Below are 19,623 nucleotides of genomic sequence, written 5' to 3'. Positions count from 1 at the left end.
TGATGCTGTCTGCCGAAACCCATTTTTGAAAAATGACTGTGTCAGGGATTAAAGTCACGGTGATGGATGGATTGTTGACCTGAAATTATTTTATATTCTGAGTCTTTTCGTGGTTGATCTGAATAAAAAATACCGAACAAATGACTTCGTTCGGTATTTTTATAAATAATTTAAATGTCTGAATTAAAAATTAATCTACGGGATCATTTCTGTGTAATTCAACCATTTGCTCGTTATAGCCTGCTTTTGATGGATGCGCAAAAGCTTTAGCCAGCTGTTCCTGATCCAGGGCATTATCCCATTTAGCCACAACAAGTGTCGCACATGCATTACCAACAAGGTTAGTCAGAGCGCGACACTCAGACATAAAGCGGTCAATACCTAAAATCAATGCCATACCTGCTACAGGGACGGCTGGTACAACAGATAAGGTTGCTGCCAGTGTGATAAAGCCTGCACCGGTAACACCTGCCGCACCTTTTGAGCTGATCATGGCAACAAGCAGCAACAGAATCTGATCCTGAATACTTAAGTCAATATTACATGCCTGAGCGATGAACAATGCTGCCATGGTCATATAGATGTTGGTACCATCAAGGTTAAATGAGTAACCTGTAGGAATCACCAGACCGACAACTGATTTCTCACAGCCTGCTTTTTCCATCTTGCGCATTAAAGAAGGTAATGCTGCTTCAGAAGAACTTGTGCCCAGTACCAGCCACAGTTCATCTTTAATATAGCGAATCAGATCAGTGATTTTAAATCCGTTGTATCGTGCGACCGCACCTAAAACAACCAGGACGAACAGCAGGGCTGTAATGTAGAAAGTCATGATTAGTAATAAAAGATTACCAATGCTTCCAATACCATATTTACCAATCGTGAATGCCATTGCACCAAATGCACCGATTGGAGCAAATTTCATCAGCATACCCACCAGGTGGAATACGGGTGCGGTTAAATTATTAAGTAAATCTACAATTGGTTTGCCTTTTTCACCGATGGCTGCCAGTGATAAACCAAAAATAATGGCGACGAATAAGACCTGTAGGATATCGCCACTGGTTAATGGGCTGACCAGTGTTGTCGGTAAGATGTTCATGAAGAAGTCGACGATTGAAGAATCGTGTGCTTTTTGAGCGTATTCGGCAACTTTTTCGGTTTTAAGTGTGGCAGGGTCGATGTTTAAGCCGTGCCCTGGTTTGATAATATTGGCAACAATCATGCCGATAATGAGCGCGAGGGTAGAGAATGTCAGGAAGTAAAGCATTGCTTTCCCTGTAACACGACCCACTGTACCCATGTGCTTCATCCCTGATATGCCTGTAACAACGGTCAGGAAGATGACGGGAGCAATGATCATTTTGACAAGTTTAATAAATGCATCGCCCAGAGGCTTGAGACTGGCACCGATATCAGGCCAGAAGTGACCGAGCAGAATACCCATGACGATTGCAAAAATTACTTGAACATACAGAATTTGATAGAATTTTTGTTTCTTTGGTGGTTGGTGGTCATCCATCTGTGAGATTTCCATACTCAGTCCTTGACGTGAAGAAAATTTAATCATTTATTTAATAAATGACATTTTAAAACACATTTATTTTGAAAATAATAATTCTTGTTTTAACATGCTGATTTTAAATATTTAAGTTAAAATAACAAATACGTTGTTTGGATTAAAAATGATTGATCCTGTACAATTATCATTATAATAAATAATGGGTATATAAATTTTATTATTGTTATTGTCTTTTAAATATGTTTATGTTTTTTTTGAGATTTTTAAATGTGATGTATTTTGCAGAATATTTGTTCTGAGTGATTGGTTTTGGTTTGTGGTGCAAATTTAGGCTACAGGCGAAAGATTTTTAATTTGATTAATTTTTAACTTAGACATAAAAACGATTAATTGAAGAATATAAGTAAAAGTTATCTGCTTTAAAGCAGTAAATTTGAAATGCAGGTTCATTGTGTCGAAACTGCTGTTTAAAGCGCTTATTAATGTAAAAATCCAGCTTTTATTTTTCCTGTACAGATTTTTATTATGCGTATCTGTTTTGTGATGACTGATGCGATGATGTGTCTTAAGGGATGGGATTTGAGGTGCTGATATCCAGCTCTTTTTTATATCTGTTTTCAGTCTGAGAGATAAAATCCAATGGTGATTTTTATGTTTATCAATATGACAGTATCGTCCGGGTTGCTTTGACTGACTGATCAGAAAATGATTTTGAACCTGAAGCAGGTGGTTTTTATTATATTACTAAGGTTGATCGTATGTGATGAACCTTAGTTTAGTATGGTTTTATCAGTTAAGGCACAAGCAGAAAGCGGGAAATTGCAATTCTGAGCTGTTTTAAATAACCGGTAAAGAAATGATTTGCACCAGGTAGCACTGTGATGATGTGGCGCTGGGGTTTAGCCCACTCCACCAGGTCGGACAGTCTGGTGGTTGGATCGGCTTCACCATGAACGAATAAAATGTCGCCTTTGATCGCAGGTGTTTCATAGTGACGGATGCCATCAACCGTTGCTGTCGGTAAGCCACACAGGATGACCTGTTTGGGTTGAATCTCATCCGGAAGTGCATGATAAGCCTTAGCCATCACGTGTGCGCCAAAGCTGAAACCACCAACATAGAGGGGTAGACCTTTGTGTAATAGACGGGTGTACTTAATGACCTCTAATATGTCATCAGTTTCACCGAAGCCTTCATCATGAATGCCTTCGCACTGACCTGAACCTCGGAAACTTGGACGATAAACCACGCAATCCTGTTCAACAAGAATCTGTGCAAGGAGTGCAGGAACTTTATGTTGTGGCGTACCGCCTTGTAGAGGGTGCGGATGACAAACGACAGCAAATCCTTTTACTTCGCCCTGTGGGTAATCAATAAAAACTTCAATTTTGCCCACCGGACCTTGTATGAACAATTGTTCGGACATAATTTAACCGATAATTTACAGGGAGCAGTATAGTTTACCGATTATGGTCACAGAAAACACGAATTGGAGTTAATATATTCCGACTGTTATAGTTTGATTAATTATTTTTTGATCAGGAAGCCCATGCTCGCCTTAATTTCCCCTGCTAAGACGCTCGATTACGAAACCGCATTACCGACTGATGTGCATACTTTACCAAGACTGCTGGATCAATCTCAACAGCTTATAGACCTAAGTCGTAAACTTTCAGCTTCAGATATTGCAAAACTGATGACCGTCAGTGAAAAAATCGCCAGTCTGAATGTGGAGCGTTTCCGTGACTGGAACTCAGATTTCAGTTTTGCCAATGCCCGTCAGGCAATTTTTGCATTTAAAGGTGATGTTTATACGGGTCTGGATGCCTACAGTCTGTCAGAAGATGAACTGAAATTTGCACAGGACCATTTACGCAGCTTATCGGGTCTGTATGGTTTGTTGCGTCCACTGGATCTGATGATGCCGTATCGCCTGGAAATGGGCATTCGTCTGAAAAATGCCCGTGGCACAAACCTGTATGATTTCTGGGAAGACCGCATTACCCAGCTGATTAATCAGGATCTGGAACAGACAGGCTCAAAAGTACTGGTGAATATTGCATCTGATGAATACTATAAGTCGGTAAAAGAAGCAAAAATTAATGCTGAAATTATCAAACCGGTATTTCTGGATCAGAAAAATGGCAAATATAAAGTCATCAGTTTTTATGCCAAAAAAGCCCGTGGCTTGATGGCACGTTACATTATCAAGAACAGACCTGAAAAAGCAGAAGATTTAAAATCATTCAATACTGACGGTTATTATTTTGATGCAGAAAGTTCGCTGAAAGGTGAACTGGTGTTCAAACGTGATGAGCAGGCAGCTTAACTGAATATAGTTAAATCAGGATGGTGTCCAGTGCAAAATTTTTCTGATCAGTTTTTGCAATACTGGGCACAGTTTTCTGCTCAGACAGAACTGGACAATTATCACTCCTAGCAATTATCTCAGTTACTTCTGAATGTCTATACTGAGCCACAGCGGTATTATCATACTGTGCAGCATATTGTGGAATGTCTTGAATTATTCCATCAGGTGAAAGATCAATTAGATGACCCTGTTGCTGTGGAACTGGCTATCTGGTTTCATGATGTGGTTTATGATCCTGAAGCATCTGATAATGAAGAACAAAGTGCAAAGCTCATGCAAAAGCATTGTGCTGGCTTTGTGGAAAAAGGAAAGCTGGAAAAAGTGTATCAATGGATTGTTGCCACCAAAGCACATCAACCATCAGAAGATCATGATTTAAATTATTTACTGGATATGGATCTGGCTATTCTGGGGAGCGCAGCACCACGCTTTGCCGAATATGAACGTCAGATTCAACAGGAATACGCCTGGGTCGAACCTGAATTATATAAAGTTAAAAGAGCAGAAGTATTGCAACATTTTTATCAGATGAGACCTCTGTATCAGACGGAATATTTTCAGATATTGCTGGAGCAGACTGCAAAATCGAATCTGAGTCAGGCAGTCTGGTGAGTCGTATTCTTTAAAAAACAGTGTTCGGTTATACAGGGTTCGATTTGGAACCCTGTATATTGTGGTTGATTATTTGATCAGAGCGATCAGCAGCAACAGTACAATGGCACCGATCAGAATACGGATCATCCATTGAGTCCAGTCCAGTTGCTTCTGGTTTTTACGTCGTGCAGATGCCTGATTTTTTGGATCTGTTTTTGCCGTTTTCTGTCGGGTCGCATGTTCATAATGAGTCTTCAGTTGCTGTAACCAGTGCTCAACTTCAGGATCATCATGGTCCAGATTATTTTCAGAATCCAGGTAGTACCTGAGCGCATTTCTGAATAATGTTTCACTTTTCTTTGTTTTTGCCAGTTCTGCCATATGATAAAAGGCAAGTTTACTGTTACTTTCAACATGAATCCCTTTTTCATAAAAACTAGCCATAAGTTGCAGTGCTTCAGGTTCGTTATAAATGGCCTGGGTTTTTATGCTTTCTATAGCATTGAGTTTTTCCTGGTCTGAACTGTCAGGATTATCCAAAATCTGTACAGACCGCTGTGTAATGGAAACAGTATTTCGGGTTGTATTTTCAATTTTCAGTTCTGCAGGTGTATCCTGGACAAGGCTCAGACTTGAAGTGTCTGGGGTATTTGTCTGGCTGTGGTGCGCTGTATAAGGGGTTGCACTGTCTGTATCAAAAATCTGAGAAAGTAATGGACGTAAAAAAGCACCGAATTCTCTGACATTGGACGATACCCGTGCATGCAGCTGCGTTACATTCAGCGCATAACCTGTCCCATGCGATTTTTCACCTTCTTTAATCCACTGTTCAACAAAATTCTCCTGCCAGAACAGGTAAGGAAGCACGGTGGCTTCACCTGCATATTGTTCATCATCACAGATCAGGACAGGGAAGCAGGGCAGGCTCAGCATACCGTCAGGAAGATGCAGCCTCCAGAACCAGATACTCGAAATTTTAAGCGGAACACGGCATAAACTTTGTGGATAGTCGAAATTGACAACACGGGTTTTTTCATTGGAAATATGTTGTGCATACTGGAGCTGGTCTGGCTCCAGAGATGTTGTTTCTTTCAGGCTGAACAGCTGACGGGCATATTTGATCAGATCTTCAGGAGAAGTCAGACCGGCAGGATCAAATACAATTTCACCTGGACAGTGTGGACCATGTGGTTCAAACATCAGTTTATTTGCCTGAACCAGTGCAGCCCAGACCACTCTGCCTTTTTTGTACATTGCAGGCATGGCTTTAATCTGTTTATACAGTTCATCTTTCTGCATCCACTCAGGTGGCAGAACCTGTAGGTATGCTCTGAAATCTTCAGGTAAATCATGAATAAGCTGCTGAATATTCAGGTCAAAGAAAGTTGATGATTCACTGTTCTGAGTCTGATCCTGAATCTGAGGTGTTGGTTCCGCCTGTGCTTTCAGAATATGGATAAATTTATCCTGAATCATTTTTAAATGGCTGTGCGTTGCTTCAGCTGATGAAGGAGCGGTGATGAGTTTTTCTTCAAAATACTGTTGCCACAGGCTGTCCTGACTGATCGGATCGGTAAACTGGAATGCCTGTTTATAGAACTGAGCCAGTCCTGTATCCAGAATGGTTTCGGGCAGGTCACAGGGCAGGTAGCGAACCGCAGAAAATATTTTAAAGGGCTGCGTTTCAGTTTTTTTCTGATAGGGAATAACTAAGGTTAAATCCAATGGATGCTGATCATAGACACGGATTTTTAAATACACGGCATCCGTGCGACCGGTCGGTAAATAAGCATGTATATCTTCACAGTACAGCTGAAATGGATGTCCAGCTGGGTTGCTGTCCAGTTTTGACAATGCTTCCTGTTGTGGGTTGTCATACATCAGATGAACCAGGGAGATTTTTTCCTGGTCAGGAACCAGCATGGTGGGTTGCAGGGACGTATCCTGCACCATACTGGTTGAATATGCCGCAAGAAAACCTGCCTGAGTAAATGCCTGATCCAGTATTTCTGGTAGAGGTAAATGAAAATCCTGAGTCAGTGATGATGGAAAATAATGTACCGCTGAATCAATATCTTTACAGACGTTCTGAATGTATTCAACACAGTCAGGCTGTTCCCCTGATGAGTCAAACAGGCAACCAGTGATGATGGTCATTGGAAACAGCAGTTTACTGTCTATAACCGCGACCTGATCCAGTTCAAAGCGATAGCTCTGTTGCGGGTCATCTGCAAAATTCTGTTTATAGGCTTCGAAATCATACCATTTCAGTGATGACATGCTGTGCCGTGTAATGACAGCGCCGAGATAGTAGCTCATGGCCACCAGGAAATTTAATTTTTCTTTATGCTGCATGAAATCTGAATAGTTCTGTTCGGTCAGATTTTCTTCAGAACGGATACATTTCAGTAAAACGTCCAGTTCAGCAATACTCTGAATGGAAAAATCAAATGCGATCTGGTCTGTTGCCTGCCGATAATAATTTCCGCCTGGAATATATTTTTTATGCTGCAGCGCCTCAATGTAAGTCGCATACCATTCATTAATATTACGGGTGGTCTGGCTGACAGTCTGGCAGCGTTCTTTGACATAACTGAGCAGGGTGCGTTTTGCATCAGAACCTTCATGCAGCAGTTCGGCAATAATACTGAAGGGTAAACATACCTGTTTGCGGATCATGGCAACCATGGAGCTGAAAAAATCCAATGGTAAACCGTAGTCAGACGGTAGAATCTTGATTGCCTCGTGGTAGTTATACCATTCGGTTTCAGTGTTGGTTCGCTGGTTGATGACATCACATATAAATGCCGCGATGGTCATGAGGAAATTCAGTCCTTCAGGCCGTTCGACTATATCGTTGGGACGTATTCCCTGACGATGCAGCTGGACCAGAAGCTGATTCAGTTCTTCCAGGTTTGCATCACTGTCATCTGCCCCAATTTTGAAAAGCTCTTCTGAATAGAGCAAACCATTTTCAGGCAATGTTTTCAGTTTAAAATGCTGAAGAAGCTCCATTACCTGCTGTTGTGTCTGTCTTGTCATGATCTTGTTATCATAAAGTTTTTTCAGGATTAAGGAAATTTAACACAGACAGATGAATCTGAGTAATCAATTTAACTGATTCCTTTAAAAGCTTCTATGGCACGAAGACGACTGCTTTTTAAATTCACAATGGGTTTGGGGTAGTTCAGCTTCAGGTCTGCATTTTTGGCATAGGGTTCATGGATGGTTTTTGCATCCAGATGGGCAAGTTCGGGTACCCAGTGCCTGATGTATTCTCCTGTCGGATCGAACTTCTGTGACTGACTGACAGGATTGAAAATACGGAAATAAGGTACAGAATCTGTCCCTGTGGATGCACACCATTGCCAGCCGCCGTTATTGGCAGCCAGATCGCCATCAATCAGATGCTGCATAAACCACTGTTCGCCCAGTCGCCAGTCGATCAGCAGGTTTTTACAGAGAAACATGGCTACAATCATGCGTGCTCGGTTGTGCATCCAGCCTGTTGCGAGCAGCTGGCGCATTCCTGCATCAACCACAGGGATACCGGTCTGACCCTGTTGCCAGGCTTTTAAGTCTTCAGGTGCATTTCGCCATGCAATCTTCACAGTAGCGGCTTTAAAGGGTAAATGCTTTGAAATGTACGGGAAATCAAAAAGTATGTGCGTGTAAAATTCCCGCCATAACAGTTCATCCAGCCAGCTTTGCTGACCTGTACTATCAATATGGAAATGACCTTGCTGCTGACGGAACAGTGCCTGAATACACTGACGGATCGAAAGAATGCCTGTGTTTAAGTAGGCTGAAAGCTGGCTTGTGCCGTCTATATGGGGAAAGTCGCGAGCTGTTGCATAATCTGAAAGGCGGTCTGTTATAAATTCATCCAGCTGATGCAGTGCATGCTGTTCACCAGTTTGCCACTCCAGGTCAGTTGTGGATTGCCAATCAGGATAAAACTGCTGTATCTGTGGAATCTGTTCATGATCTGAAATTTCAGTTGCCAGTTTCTGCTGAATGGAGGGAGTGGGGTAACACTGTGGCACTGAGATACTTAACTGGTCATAACAGTATTTTTTAAAAGCACCAAAGATCTGATAGGGTTTCTGGCTTTGATTCCGGATGGAGCCAACAGGGAACAGTGTCCGGTCATGATGAAGGATCAGATCTTTGCCATGCTGGTTCAGTAATTTCTGCACCTGGAAGTCGCGGCTCAGTTCATTGATACCGCATTCAATACTGGCATGAATATGCTGAGCATTGAGTTGATGGGAAAGTTTCAGTAGTTCTTGTGCGATGTTTTTCCAGAGTGGAACAGTTTTAATAACCAGTTGAATATTCAGCTCACTCAGCTGTTTTTTCAGTACTGAAAGCTGTCGCAGATAAAAATCCAGTTTTACTGGAGCATCATGATGCAGCTTCCACTGCTTAGGGGAGAGAATAACCACGGCAGTACAGTACCCACTGTTACAGGCATGCCATAAAGCAGTGTGATCAGATACCCGCAGATCCTGTCTGAACCATACCAGCGTATTTTGAGTCATATGATTACAGTCATTTGAGGTTCACATTTTAATTATTCACTTTTTAGGTTCTGTATGGAAATATTTCGCATGAAACGGGTCTCTTTCTGATCATATTTCGGCTGTTTTAACTGTTTCTGGATCAGCTGTAAAATTAAAGGGTCCCATTCTTTTGAGCGTTGATCTTTTTCTTTCCAGTGATAAGGCTCCCATTTTTTTTCTGCTGAAATCCGATTTGACTCTTTCTCCAGATTTTGCATAAACGTAAGAACAAAATGAGTTCCTCGCCATTCATTGTCCAGGAAAACTTTGGACCCTCCTACATATCTGCGTTTAAGCATATCTTCTGGTATTTCCAGGATATCACTGTCATTAATCAGAAATAACCTTCGCCAGATATGTGTATATGCTTTTCCAAAAATATCCTGATTAATTTCAGTTCTTGTCTGGGGGAGTGGTGGTAAACGTTTTGTATTGTTGGTGATGTCAATTTTCATTGCACGATCAGCCCAGTTGGCAAGGCTTTCCAGATACCAGGAGTTTTTAAACTGAGCATATCCATATTGATAAAGATGAAAGAGTTCATGAGTAACTGTTGCCCATGAGCCTGGAAAGCCTTCTAAATTGTTGGAGATGACGATGCTTATCGAACATGGCATGTCTTTTGAATTGATAGATAGATTGGGATAACGGGCAGCCCGCTCAAAAGCGACGCCATTACCTCCAGTTTTCTGTAGAAATATTGCGATGGACTCGGCACTGTTTTGATAGCGAGGTGAGTCGAGCGGTGATCGGAAGCCTGCAAGCTTGAACATATCTCGACTGTTCATGGCTTGTATTGCTATATTTTCAACATAATCAGGAATTTTATTGTTATTAATATCCGCGGTTTGGGGGAGGTTTTGTGTACTAGATTCAAGATCTGAATAATAGACACGGAACTCATCCAGCTGGTAGACCTTATTGAATTCTTTAGCCCATTTGGGGGAAGAGACTGAACACTTATATTGTGGTTTTTTTTCTGCACAGGCAACAGTCGAAACAGCACTTAACAGGGTCAGCAGTATTATTCTGGTTTTATTCATTTTAATTGTTCCGTCAGTATTATTGTTATTGTAATAAAAAAGGCAAAGTAAAAACTTTGCCTTTTTGTGATCAGAACTGATCTTAGTGGTGATGACCACCTGCACCGTGAACATGACCATGATCAAGTTCTTCCTGAGATGCTTCACGAATTTCTACGATTTCAACTTCAAAAGTCAGATCCTGACCAGCAAGCGGGAAGTTTGCATCAACAATAATGTTGTCGCCTTCAACTGCTTTAACAGTTACGATCTGAACGCCATCATCAGTCTGAGCCTGGAACTGCATGCCTGCCTGAATGTTATCAACACCCTGGAACATTTGTTTAGGTACTTCCTGAACCATGTCTGGGTTATATTCGCCGTAACCTTCAGCAGCTGGTACATTTACAGTGAATTTATCACCAACAGCTTTACCTTCAAGCGCTTTTTCAAGACCTGGGATGATGTTGCCTGCACCGTGCAAATATGCAAGTGGTTCACCCTGAGATTGATCCAGCGTTTCACCCTCAGCATTAGTCAATGTGTAGTGGAAAGAAACCACGTGGTTATTTGCAATAGCAGTCATGTTATTGATCCATTCAAATTTTTAAGGCTATATCATAAAGTGAAATGCAGTTTTTGTAGACTAATAATTTCCATAAAAAGCGCATTTCGGTTTTTAATGACGATTTTTTAATTAATAAGGGCACTTTATTAAATTTCAATGTAATTTAATTTTAGGCGTGATTTTTCGTGTAACAAAATCTTTTGCAGTCAGTAAACCTGCATGTGCATAACCATAAATTGTTGCCTGATGAATGCGGTAAAGGGAAACATACATAGATTTTGCAATAAAGCCCTGGACATTAACCTGTCCCATCAGTTCGCCGACTGCTTTATTTTTACTGAGCGAAACCAGTGAGCCTTTGTCAGAAAACAGGAACATTGGCTGACTGCGACCATTAATACGGGCTTTCATGGCATCTACAAGAAAGGCTGCCTGCTGGCTTGCAACCTGTGCCCTTGGTCCCAGAGCTGGTTCACGCGCATCCAGGATACAGTTGGCACAGTCACCAAATGCAAAAATGTCAGGATTGGATTTTGTCTGCAGCGTAGCATAGACATCCAGGCGTCCCATACGGTCTTTGCTGAAGCCTTCAAGTGATGAAATGACAGCAGGGGTTTTAATGCCTGCAGCCCATATTTTCAGATTTGCCTGAATGCTGGAGCCATCAGTAAACCAGACTTTTTCTGCATCCACTTTTTCGACTCGTTTCGCAGTCAGGACATTGATTTTCATACGTTGCAGCTGACTTTGGGCATGATCTGCAATTTTTTCTGACAGGGCTGGAAGAATCCGGTCTGCACCTTCAATCAGTGAGATGACAGCATTTTCAGGATTAATTTTATTTAATCCGTAACGGTAGAAATTCTGTTTGGCTTCAACCAGTTCAGCAGCCAGTTCGACACCGGTTGCACCAGCGCCAATGATGGCAATATTCAGTTGCTGTTCTGTCTGCTGATTTTGTGCATCCAGGTATAAATGCAGCAGATCCTGCTGAAAAATCTCAGCCTGCTGTCTGCTGTCGAGGAAATGACAGTGTTCCTGGACACCTGGGGTATTAAAGTCATTGGAAACAGAACCTACCGCCAGGATCAGTGTGTCGTATTGCAGAATCTGCTGTTCAGAGGCGGTTTCATATTTAGAGGTTCGGGACTTGCTGAGAACAATCTGTTTATCCTGTGCATTCAGTGTTTCAAAACGTCCCAGTATGAACTCATAATGATGTTTTGCTGCATGTGCATAGTAATTGGTTTCTTCTTCACCAGGATTCATAGTACCCGCCGCAATTTCATGCAGCAGTGGTTTCCAGATATGAGTCAGATTCTGATCGACAAGAATAATTCTGGCTTTTGCGGATTTACCTAAGGTATCTCCAAGCTGAGTGGCGAGTTCGAGTCCACCTGCACCACCACCCACGATGATAATCTGATGTAATTGATTCATTTTTTGCCTGTTTTTATTTAATCAAAAAAAGAAGATGGACATGATAGTCCATCTTCTTTGCCAGGCATTTTATAAAATTGTAATCCAGAGCAGAATGATCTGATTAATTTAATGGATAAATCTTAACTTCTGCATGATCACTGGATAAAAAGCTGAACAGCCGTTTAAACCACTGGATGAACTGATGAAAAGCACCGGCTTCTTCAATTTTCACATCATCTTCAATATCAATGGTCTGAATCAGTCTGTTGTCCTGATAAACCTGAACAGTTGCCAGTTTCATGACTTTTGCAAGTGGTGCAGTCAGGGACTGTTCATTTACCGCGACATTCATGTGGGTCTGGGTTGAGCTGAGGGGCTCAATGGTCTGTACAGCAGCGCCGTTGTTAATTACGATACGTTGGCTAATCTGATCAAAAGTTTGCAGGTCAACCGGCACACTCTGATTGTATAAAGAAGTCGTGATAATCTGTGGTTTACGTGTTTCAACACGGAACATTTTCAGGGTGGATCTGATGACCGGTAACTCCGCAATCAGCTGTTTATCCTTAATGGCAACTTCGTTGCGGGTGTAGTGATAGGCAAGATTCATTAACGCACTTGCGACTTCGGCACGTTTTAACGCGCTGTGTGTTCCCATAACAACAACGACCAGGCGTCTTTCAGGTGTATCAGGATTACTGGTTGGGCGGTTTGCAGTCAGTGCAAGGTTGTAGCCGGCTGCTTTGGTAAACCCTGTTTTCAGACCATCGACAGTGGGATCTTTTTTTAACAGAAGATTGGTTGCGTGGTGAAAATGCTGATTATAGGAAAAACTTTGCTGCTTGGAGTAATACAGGTAATCAGGTGTATGGTTCACCAGAGCCTGTCCAAGATGAGCAATATCGGATGCAGATGAATAATGCTCAGGCATGGTGATGCCCGCTGGATTCTGAAAATGTGTGTCTTTCATTCCCAGTGCCTGAGCTTCAGCATTCATGCGTTTTACAAATTCGGGAATACTTCCTGAAATGCGTTCCGCCAGGGTTACGGCTGCATCATTTGCAGACATCACAATTAAGCCTGCAAGCAGCTGGTCAACTGAAATCTGTTCACCTGGTTTTAAGTACATCTGAGACTCATCCCACATGACAGTATTCACCACTGGTGTTGCGGTCAGTACATCCGCTTTGTTGAGGCGACCCGCCTGAATTTCTTTCAGAGCAATGTAAGCCACCATCATTTTTGTCAGTGAGGCAGGAGCGCGCTGAACATGGCTGTTATGTTCCGAAATGACCTGTCCGGACTCAGTGTCCAGTATGGTCCATGCTTCAGCTTCAACACTTTCAGGTGAAATATTCAGTAAGGAGGCATGCGCAATTGTAGAAAAACAAAGGCAGATAAATGCAAGTAATGAAATGATGCGTTTCAAAGAGATTCCCAGTACCAATCCGTCGGTAAAAATGATAAAAAACTCAGGCATGCTATGCCTTTTTTTATGGCTTGGCTAGTCAGATTTACAGTCATTCACAACTGTACCGCAATAGTTGATAAAAAAATGTTAAGCTGATATTCAGTTTCTACTTTTTAATTCTATTTTGTCCATTATGTTGCATTATCAGATTGAATTTGACGATTACCGTCAGCACCTTGTTCACGTCACTTTACGCTTTCTTGCAGACCCTGTACAGATTCTGACTTTACCGACCTGGATTCCTGGCAGTTATCTGGTGCGTGAATTTTCAAAGCATATTGAACGTGTAAAAGCATCTGATGAAGCAGGGCGTGAACTGAATATTCAGAAATTTGAAAAGAATAAATGGCGTCTGTTCAACACTGACCATGAACTGATTACTGTTGAATATGATGTTTATGCCTATGATCTGTCTGTTCGTGGTGCTTATGTGGATCAAACGAGGCTGTATATCAATCCGGCCTGTCTGTGCATCGGGCTTGAGGGGCAGGAACATAAGGAAGTGGAACTGGAAGTTTTCCTTCCTGATGAGCTGAAACATTTCCAGCTGGCGACAGGTCTGCCATCAAAAAGTCTGGTGAAAGGGCGTTATACCCTGAAAGCTGAAAATTATGCGCAGTTGATTGATTCACCGTTTGAACTGGCGGATCAGACCCGTTTCAGTTTTGAGGCAAACGGTATTCCACATGAGTTTGTGGTATCAGGTAAACATGCTATGAATGCTGCACGTATGCAGCAGGATATTGAAAAAATCTGTGCAACTGAAATTACGATGTTTGGTTCTGCACCGTTTGAAAACTATACATTTATGACCATGGCTACTGCTGACAGCTATGGTGGACTTGAGCATCCAAACAGTACAAGCCTGATTACACCACGTGATGATCTACCTAAGATGGATGAACCTGCTGAACCAACGGTAGCTTATCAGCGTTTTCTGGGTTTATGCAGTCATGAATATTTTCACTCCTGGCTGGTCAAATTTATCCGACCTGAAAACTTTGCCAGTTACGATCTGAATAAGGAGGGCTACACCTCTTTATTATGGATCTTTGAAGGATTCACTTCTTATTATGATGATCTGATTCTGTTGCGCAGTGGCGTTATCTCTCAGGATGCTTATCTGAAACTGTTGAAAGCACAGATTGACCGTTATCTGCAGAATCCTGGACGTTTTGTACAGTCAGTGTCTGAGTCAAGTTTTGATGCGTGGATTAAGTTTTACCGTCAGGATGAAAACTCGGTTAATGCAGGAACCAGTTATTACAACAAAGGCTGTCTGGTCGCCTTATGTCTGGATCTAGGCTTACGTTTACGGGGTTCCAGTCTGGATGCACTGATGCGTAAACTTTATGACAATGCGCAGCAGGGTATACAGGTCAATGAACGGACGGTCTTTGAACTGTGTAATGAGTTGACCGGTGATAACTGGGTTGAACAGATCAATCATCTGATCAATACAACGGACGAACTTCCTCTGGATCAGTTATTCCCTGAATTTGGCATTAATTATGTACTGAAAACAGATAAATCGCTGGCTTTTGGGATTAAAGCAACAGATAAGCCTGAAGGTGTACTGATTCAGTCAGCACGTCGTGATGGTGCAGCAGCTCAGGCTGGACTTTCTGCAAATGACGTTATTATTGCAATAGATGGCTTGAAAGCGACGGCTAAGCTGCTGGAAAAATATTCAAAACAGGAAGGCATGTTTACAGTGCTGGCATTCCGCCGTGATGAACTGATGAGCTTTGAAGTACAGGCTGCTGGTACTGAGCTTGCAGAAGTGGAACTGAGTGTGCAGGATCAGGCGAAAGCAACAGGCTGGTTACAGGCTTAACCTGAAGCTCGACTTTGCTGGGTAAAAAGGGTACTTGATGTACCCTTTTTTATGCTCAGTAATCAGAATCTGAGTCACTTACTGCTTTGGAATATTCCTGTGATTCATCTGAGCTGTATCACGACAGTTCTGACATGGCCTTGGGTTTAAATGGCACGCAGCTATAAAGGAAGTAAATGTTGAACACTGTAAATGAGATAAAAAAATAAAATATAATTCTGCTGAAATAATATCGGGTGTTCAGTCCTGAAAAATCAGGCTCAGTGCATCACTGACGAGTTTTATGCAATGAAGATGTAATATGAAACAGTGATTCTGCAATTGATAAATGGTCATTATTTGGGTAAAGTTCATCCAGGAAAAATTGACAAGCATCATTTTTCTACGAAATGTCGTTATCACGTGATATTACGTTGACTGTAATGCGATGAACACCGATACTTTCAATGTTTTTATTTAAGCAAACCGGTTCGCAGACTAAGCCAAAAGCTAGGGTCTGACAAACGTAATTCAAAGCAAGGGGCTATATATGGCTGGTGGAAAGTCAACTATCATTTACACATTGACCGACGAGGCGCCTCTGCTGGCGACTTACTCGCTACTGCCGATCATTGAGACCTTTACTAAGCCAGCTGGCGTAGAGATTATCAAGACTGATATCTCTGTAGCAGCCCGTGTACTCGCAGAATTCTCAGAATATTTAACTGATGAACAAAAGGTTACTGACAACCTTGCGGAGTTGGGTCGCCTTACTCAGGATCCAGACACTAACATCATCAAGCTTCCAAATATCAGTGCTTCTGTGGCTCAGCTGACAGCATGTATCAAGGAACTTCAGTCAAAAGGATATGCAATTCCTGACTATCCTGAAAATCCATCTACTGATGAAGAAAAGGCAATTAAAGCACGTTACAGCAAGTGTCTTGGTTCCGCAGTGAACCCTGTATTGCGTGAAGGTAACTCTGACCGTCGTGCACCTGCAGCAGTGAAAAACTATGCGAAAAAACATCCGCACTCTATGAGTGAATGGAAACAGTGGTCACAGACTCACGTTTCCCACATGGATGAAGGTGACTTCTATCATGGTGAAAAGTCGATGACTTTGGACCGTGCACGTAATGTGAAAATGGAACTCATTACCAAGTCAGGTGAAACTGTTGTTCTTAAGCCAAAAGTTGCGCTTCAGGACGGCGAAATCATCGACTCTATGTTCATGAGCAAAAAAGCACTTTGCGATTTCTATGAAAAAGAACTCGATGACTGTAAAGAAGCGGGCATTCTGTTCTCTTTACACGTTAAAGCAACCATGATGAAAGTTTCACACCCGATTGTATTCGGTCACTGTGTGAAAATTTACTATAAAGAAGCGTTCGAAAAACACGCTGCATTATTTGCTGAATTAGGTATTAACGTAAATAACGGTATGGCTGGTCTTTATGAAAAGATCGAAACTTTACCGACTTCTTTACGTGAAGAAATCATCGAAGATCTTCATGCATGTCAGGAACACCGTCCTGCACTGGCAATGGTTGATTCAGCGAAAGGCATCACAAACTTCCATTCGCCAAACGACGTGATTGTAGATGCTTCTATGCCTGCAATGATCCGTGGTGGTGGTAAAATGTGGGGTGCTGACGGCAAACCTTATGACTGTAAAGCTGTAATGCCTGAGTCTACATTTGCCCGTATTTACCAGGAAATGATCAATTTCTGTAAGTGGAACGGTAACTTTGACCCACGTACAATGGGTACAGTGCCAAACGTAGGTCTGATGGCTCAGAAAGCTGAAGAATACGGTTCTCACGACAAGACTTTTGAAGCGCCAGCTGCTGGTGTTGCCAACATCACTGACCTTGAAACAGGTGAAGTGCTGATGTCACAGAACGTGGAAGAAGGCGATATCTGGCGTATGTGTCAGGTGAAAGACGCACCGATCCGTGACTGGGTGAAACTGGCTGTAACACGTGCACGTAACTCAGGTATGCCAGCAATTTTCTGGCTTGACCCGTACCGTCCACACGAAAATGAACTGATCAAAAAAGTTCAGAAATACCTGAAAGATCACGATACAGCAGGTCTGGACATTCAGATTATGTCTCAGGTCCGTGCTATGCGTTACACACTTGAGCGTGTTGCGCGTGGTCTAGATACGATTTCTGTAACGGGTAACATTTTACGTGATTACCTGACTGACCTGTTCCCAATTATGGAACTGGGTACTTCTGCTAAAATGCTGTCTATCGTTCCGTTAATGGCGGGCGGTGGTATGTACGAAACTGGTGCTGGTGGTTCAGCGCCTAAACACGTACAGCAGCTTGTAGAAGAAAACCACTTACGTTGGGATTCTTTAGGTGAGTTCCTGGCTTTAGCTGCTTCTTTAGAAGAAATGGGTATTAAAGAAGACAATGCCCGTGCAAAACTTCTGGCGAAAACGTTAGATCAGGCTACAGATAAACTGCTTGATAACGACAAGTCTCCATCACGCCGTACAGGTGAACTGGATAACCGTGGCAGCCACTTCTATCTGGCTAAATTCTGGGCTGAAGCTTTGGCTACTCAGGATGAAGATGCTGATCTTAAAGCAAAATTTGCACCACTTGCGAAAGCACTGGATGAAAATGAAGACAAGATCATCGCAGAACTTGCACAAGTGCAGGGTCAGGCTGTAGATATCGGCGGTTACTATGCTGTTGATACTGCAAAAGTTGATGCTGTGATGCGTCCAAGTGCGACTTTGAATGCTGCACTTCAGACTATCTGAATGAAAATGAACTGATCACTTGATCAGTGAATTAAAAAGCCGATGCAAATGCATCGGCTTTTTTTATTGTACCTGGGTTAAAAAGAAAACATAAATAAAAATAATAGAGCGAATATCCGATAGAAAATTACTTATTTACATCGGATTTACAGACGGGTTTCAGCACCGGATATCAGATATTTTTGTACATTCTGCATGTCTGACGCATTCGGATTTCATCTGTTGAGTATGAAAATATTTTTCAGAATGATCCGGAGCACTGCTGATTTTTGGATTAAATCAGTATTTTTTCAGAATACTGTTGTTGAGGTTTTAATAATATTTTTAATAAATACAATAATTTATAATTAAAGTGAATTTAACTCATTTTTCAATTAGATAAAATCATTTTTATTCATCTTTGGTTCTGGGTATAAATATCTCCATTGAAAACATTTAGATTTATCTTAGAAATTAGGTGGCATTTCCCATGAGTAACGCATTTGCATGTTCGATTAAACGTATCCGTTTTGATGAAAACTATCAGCCTGCGGACAACACCCGCCAGACGACAAATTTTGCCAACCTGGCGCGTGGTGAGTCCCGTCAGGAAAACTTACGCAATACACTGCGAATGATCAACAACCGTTTCAATAGCCTGGCGCATTTTGATAATCCTAAAGCGGATCGTTATTCACTTGAAATTGATATCATTTCTGCTGAGATTGATATCGAAGGAAATGGTCAGACTTTTCCATTTATTGAAATGTTGAAAAGCACGATTACTGACCATAAAACCAATGAACGTTTTGAAGGCATGATCGGTAACAGTTTTTCTTCTTATGTGCGTGATTATGACTTCAGTGTTGTATTGCCATCTTTAGGTTGTAAAACCAATGAAAAACCAGAAGATTTTGGTGACCTGCATGGCAAGCTGTATCAGCATCTGGTTCATTCAGATGTATTTAAAGCGGAGTTCAGCAAGCAACCTGTGATCTGTCTGAGCGTTTCAACATCGAAGACGTATTTCCGTACTGCAAATGTACATCCTGTGCTTGGGGTGGAATATACCAATGATGAATATTCACGTACTGATGATTATTTTGCAAAAATGGGTTTAGCAGTCCGTTATTTCAAACCTGAAAATGGTACTGCACCGTTAGCATTCTATTTCAGCGGCGATTTACTGCGTGATTACACCGATTTCGAACTGATCAGTGCCATCAGCACAATGGAAACATTCCAGAAAGTGTATCGTCCTGAGATTTATAACACGAACTCAACCGCAGGTCTGGTGTATCAGCCAAGCCTTGAATATCCAGATTATTCGTTGACACAAATTGTGTATGACCGTGTTGAACGTGGGCAATTGGCAGTTAAACAGGGCAAATGGACTGAAGAAAACTTCATCAATAAATATGGTGAAGTACTTACGAAATGGGCTGAAAACTTCACTGCGAAAAATGGTGCTGCGGCTTAATTATAGAAAATCTCCCCTAACCCCCTCTTTT

12 protein-coding genes and 1 pseudogene are annotated in these 19,623 nt (G+C 41.8%); 5 read left to right on the top strand and 8 right to left on the bottom strand.

Annotated elements, in window-relative coordinates:
- Positions 1-190: 190 nt before the first annotated feature.
- Together CDG60_RS11865 and CDG60_RS11860 are read right to left on the bottom strand one after the other, a co-directional pair.
- Positions 191-1,537, bottom strand: coding sequence for a dicarboxylate/amino acid:cation symporter (locus tag CDG60_RS11865; RefSeq protein WP_087512467.1), 1,347 nt, complete (start codon positions 1,535-1,537; stop codon positions 191-193).
- A 778-nt stretch (positions 1,538-2,315) separates the two neighbouring features.
- Complete coding sequence (locus tag CDG60_RS11860; protein WP_087512468.1) at positions 2,316-2,948, bottom strand: alpha/beta hydrolase; 633 nt, start codon at positions 2,946-2,948, stop codon at positions 2,316-2,318.
- Between the two features lie 123 nt (positions 2,949-3,071).
- Here CDG60_RS11860 and yaaA point away from each other — a divergent pair, with 123 nt between their 5' ends.
- Together yaaA and CDG60_RS11850 are read left to right on the top strand one after the other, a co-directional pair.
- Positions 3,072-3,851, top strand: coding sequence for a peroxide stress protein YaaA (gene yaaA, locus CDG60_RS11855; RefSeq protein ID WP_087512469.1), 780 nt, complete (start codon positions 3,072-3,074; stop codon positions 3,849-3,851).
- A gap of 30 nt (positions 3,852-3,881) precedes the next feature.
- Positions 3,882-4,505: pseudogene (locus CDG60_RS11850) on the top strand (HD domain-containing protein).
- 69 nt (positions 4,506-4,574) lie between these two features.
- Here CDG60_RS11850 and CDG60_RS11845 read toward each other — a convergent pair.
- The 6 genes from CDG60_RS11845 to CDG60_RS11820 form a co-directional block, all read right to left on the bottom strand.
- Positions 4,575-7,529: a hypothetical protein gene (locus CDG60_RS11845; protein ID WP_087512470.1), complete on the bottom strand. Its 2,955-nt coding sequence runs from the start codon at positions 7,527-7,529 to the stop codon at positions 4,575-4,577.
- Positions 7,530-7,600: 71 nt separating this feature from the next.
- On the bottom strand, positions 7,601-9,031 hold the full coding sequence (locus tag CDG60_RS11840; RefSeq protein ID WP_087512471.1) for a cryptochrome/photolyase family protein: 1,431 nt from the start codon (positions 9,029-9,031) through the stop codon (positions 7,601-7,603).
- Positions 9,032-9,063: 32 nt separating this feature from the next.
- Positions 9,064-10,095 carry a hypothetical protein gene (locus CDG60_RS11835; RefSeq protein ID WP_160117038.1) on the bottom strand — a complete coding sequence of 344 codons (1,032 nt, stop codon included), beginning with the start codon at positions 10,093-10,095 and terminating at the stop codon, positions 9,064-9,066.
- Positions 10,096-10,177: 82 nt separating this feature from the next.
- Entirely contained in the window at positions 10,178-10,660 is a 483-nt protein-coding gene (gene slyD / locus CDG60_RS11830; RefSeq protein WP_087512473.1) for a peptidylprolyl isomerase, read from the bottom strand.
- A gap of 135 nt (positions 10,661-10,795) precedes the next feature.
- Positions 10,796-12,082 (bottom strand): NAD(P)/FAD-dependent oxidoreductase, encoded by a 1,287-nt coding sequence (locus CDG60_RS11825; protein WP_087512474.1) that lies wholly within the window; start codon positions 12,080-12,082, stop codon positions 10,796-10,798.
- A 103-nt stretch (positions 12,083-12,185) separates the two neighbouring features.
- Positions 12,186-13,493 carry a D-alanyl-D-alanine carboxypeptidase PBP6B gene (locus tag CDG60_RS11820; RefSeq protein ID WP_227542873.1) on the bottom strand — a complete coding sequence of 436 codons (1,308 nt, stop codon included), beginning with the start codon at positions 13,491-13,493 and terminating at the stop codon, positions 12,186-12,188.
- Positions 13,494-13,668: 175 nt separating this feature from the next.
- Between CDG60_RS11820 and CDG60_RS11815 the strand changes: the two genes are divergently transcribed.
- The 3 genes from CDG60_RS11815 to CDG60_RS11805 all read left to right on the top strand — a co-directional run bounded on the left by CDG60_RS11815 (position 13,669) and on the right by CDG60_RS11805 (position 19,592).
- Positions 13,669-15,372 carry a M61 family metallopeptidase gene (locus tag CDG60_RS11815; RefSeq protein ID WP_087512476.1) on the top strand — a complete coding sequence of 568 codons (1,704 nt, stop codon included), beginning with the start codon at positions 13,669-13,671 and terminating at the stop codon, positions 15,370-15,372.
- Between the two features lie 529 nt (positions 15,373-15,901).
- Positions 15,902-18,133 carry an NADP-dependent isocitrate dehydrogenase gene (locus CDG60_RS11810; protein WP_087512477.1) on the top strand — a complete coding sequence of 744 codons (2,232 nt, stop codon included), beginning with the start codon at positions 15,902-15,904 and terminating at the stop codon, positions 18,131-18,133.
- A 469-nt stretch (positions 18,134-18,602) separates the two neighbouring features.
- Positions 18,603-19,592, top strand: a complete 990-nt coding sequence (locus CDG60_RS11805) for a putative oxygenase MesX (protein ID WP_087512478.1) — start codon at positions 18,603-18,605, stop codon at positions 19,590-19,592.
- The last annotated feature ends 31 nt before the right edge of the window (positions 19,593-19,623 follow it).

Origin of the sequence: Acinetobacter chinensis, from assembly GCF_002165375.2 — a bacterium.
Taxonomy (GTDB): domain Bacteria; phylum Pseudomonadota; class Gammaproteobacteria; order Pseudomonadales; family Moraxellaceae; genus Acinetobacter; species Acinetobacter chinensis.
This window is presented reverse-complemented; position numbering and strand designations above follow the sequence as displayed.

What these genes read in the sequence shown, in the direction of transcription:
- CDG60_RS11810 (WP_087512477.1), top strand. Translation starts at nt 15,902, where the DNA reads ATGGCTGGTGGAAAGTCAACTATCATTTACACATTGACCGACGAGGCG.
- CDG60_RS11840 (WP_087512471.1), bottom strand. Translation starts at nt 9,031, where the DNA reads ATGACTCAAAATACGCTGGTATGGTTCAGACAGGATCTGCGGGTATCT.
- yaaA (WP_087512469.1), top strand. Translation starts at nt 3,072, where the DNA reads ATGCTCGCCTTAATTTCCCCTGCTAAGACGCTCGATTACGAAACCGCA.
- CDG60_RS11805 (WP_087512478.1), top strand. Translation starts at nt 18,603, where the DNA reads ATGAGTAACGCATTTGCATGTTCGATTAAACGTATCCGTTTTGATGAA.
- slyD (WP_087512473.1), bottom strand. Translation starts at nt 10,660, where the DNA reads ATGACTGCTATTGCAAATAACCACGTGGTTTCTTTCCACTACACATTG.
- CDG60_RS11825 (WP_087512474.1), bottom strand. Translation starts at nt 12,082, where the DNA reads ATGAATCAATTACATCAGATTATCATCGTGGGTGGTGGTGCAGGTGGA.
- CDG60_RS11835 (WP_160117038.1), bottom strand. Translation starts at nt 10,095, where the DNA reads ATGAATAAAACCAGAATAATACTGCTGACCCTGTTAAGTGCTGTTTCG.
- CDG60_RS11815 (WP_087512476.1), top strand. Translation starts at nt 13,669, where the DNA reads ATGTTGCATTATCAGATTGAATTTGACGATTACCGTCAGCACCTTGTT.
- CDG60_RS11860 (WP_087512468.1), bottom strand. Translation starts at nt 2,948, where the DNA reads ATGTCCGAACAATTGTTCATACAAGGTCCGGTGGGCAAAATTGAAGTT.
- CDG60_RS11845 (WP_087512470.1), bottom strand. Translation starts at nt 7,529, where the DNA reads ATGACAAGACAGACACAACAGCAGGTAATGGAGCTTCTTCAGCATTTT.
- CDG60_RS11865 (WP_087512467.1), bottom strand. Translation starts at nt 1,537, where the DNA reads ATGGAAATCTCACAGATGGATGACCACCAACCACCAAAGAAACAAAAA.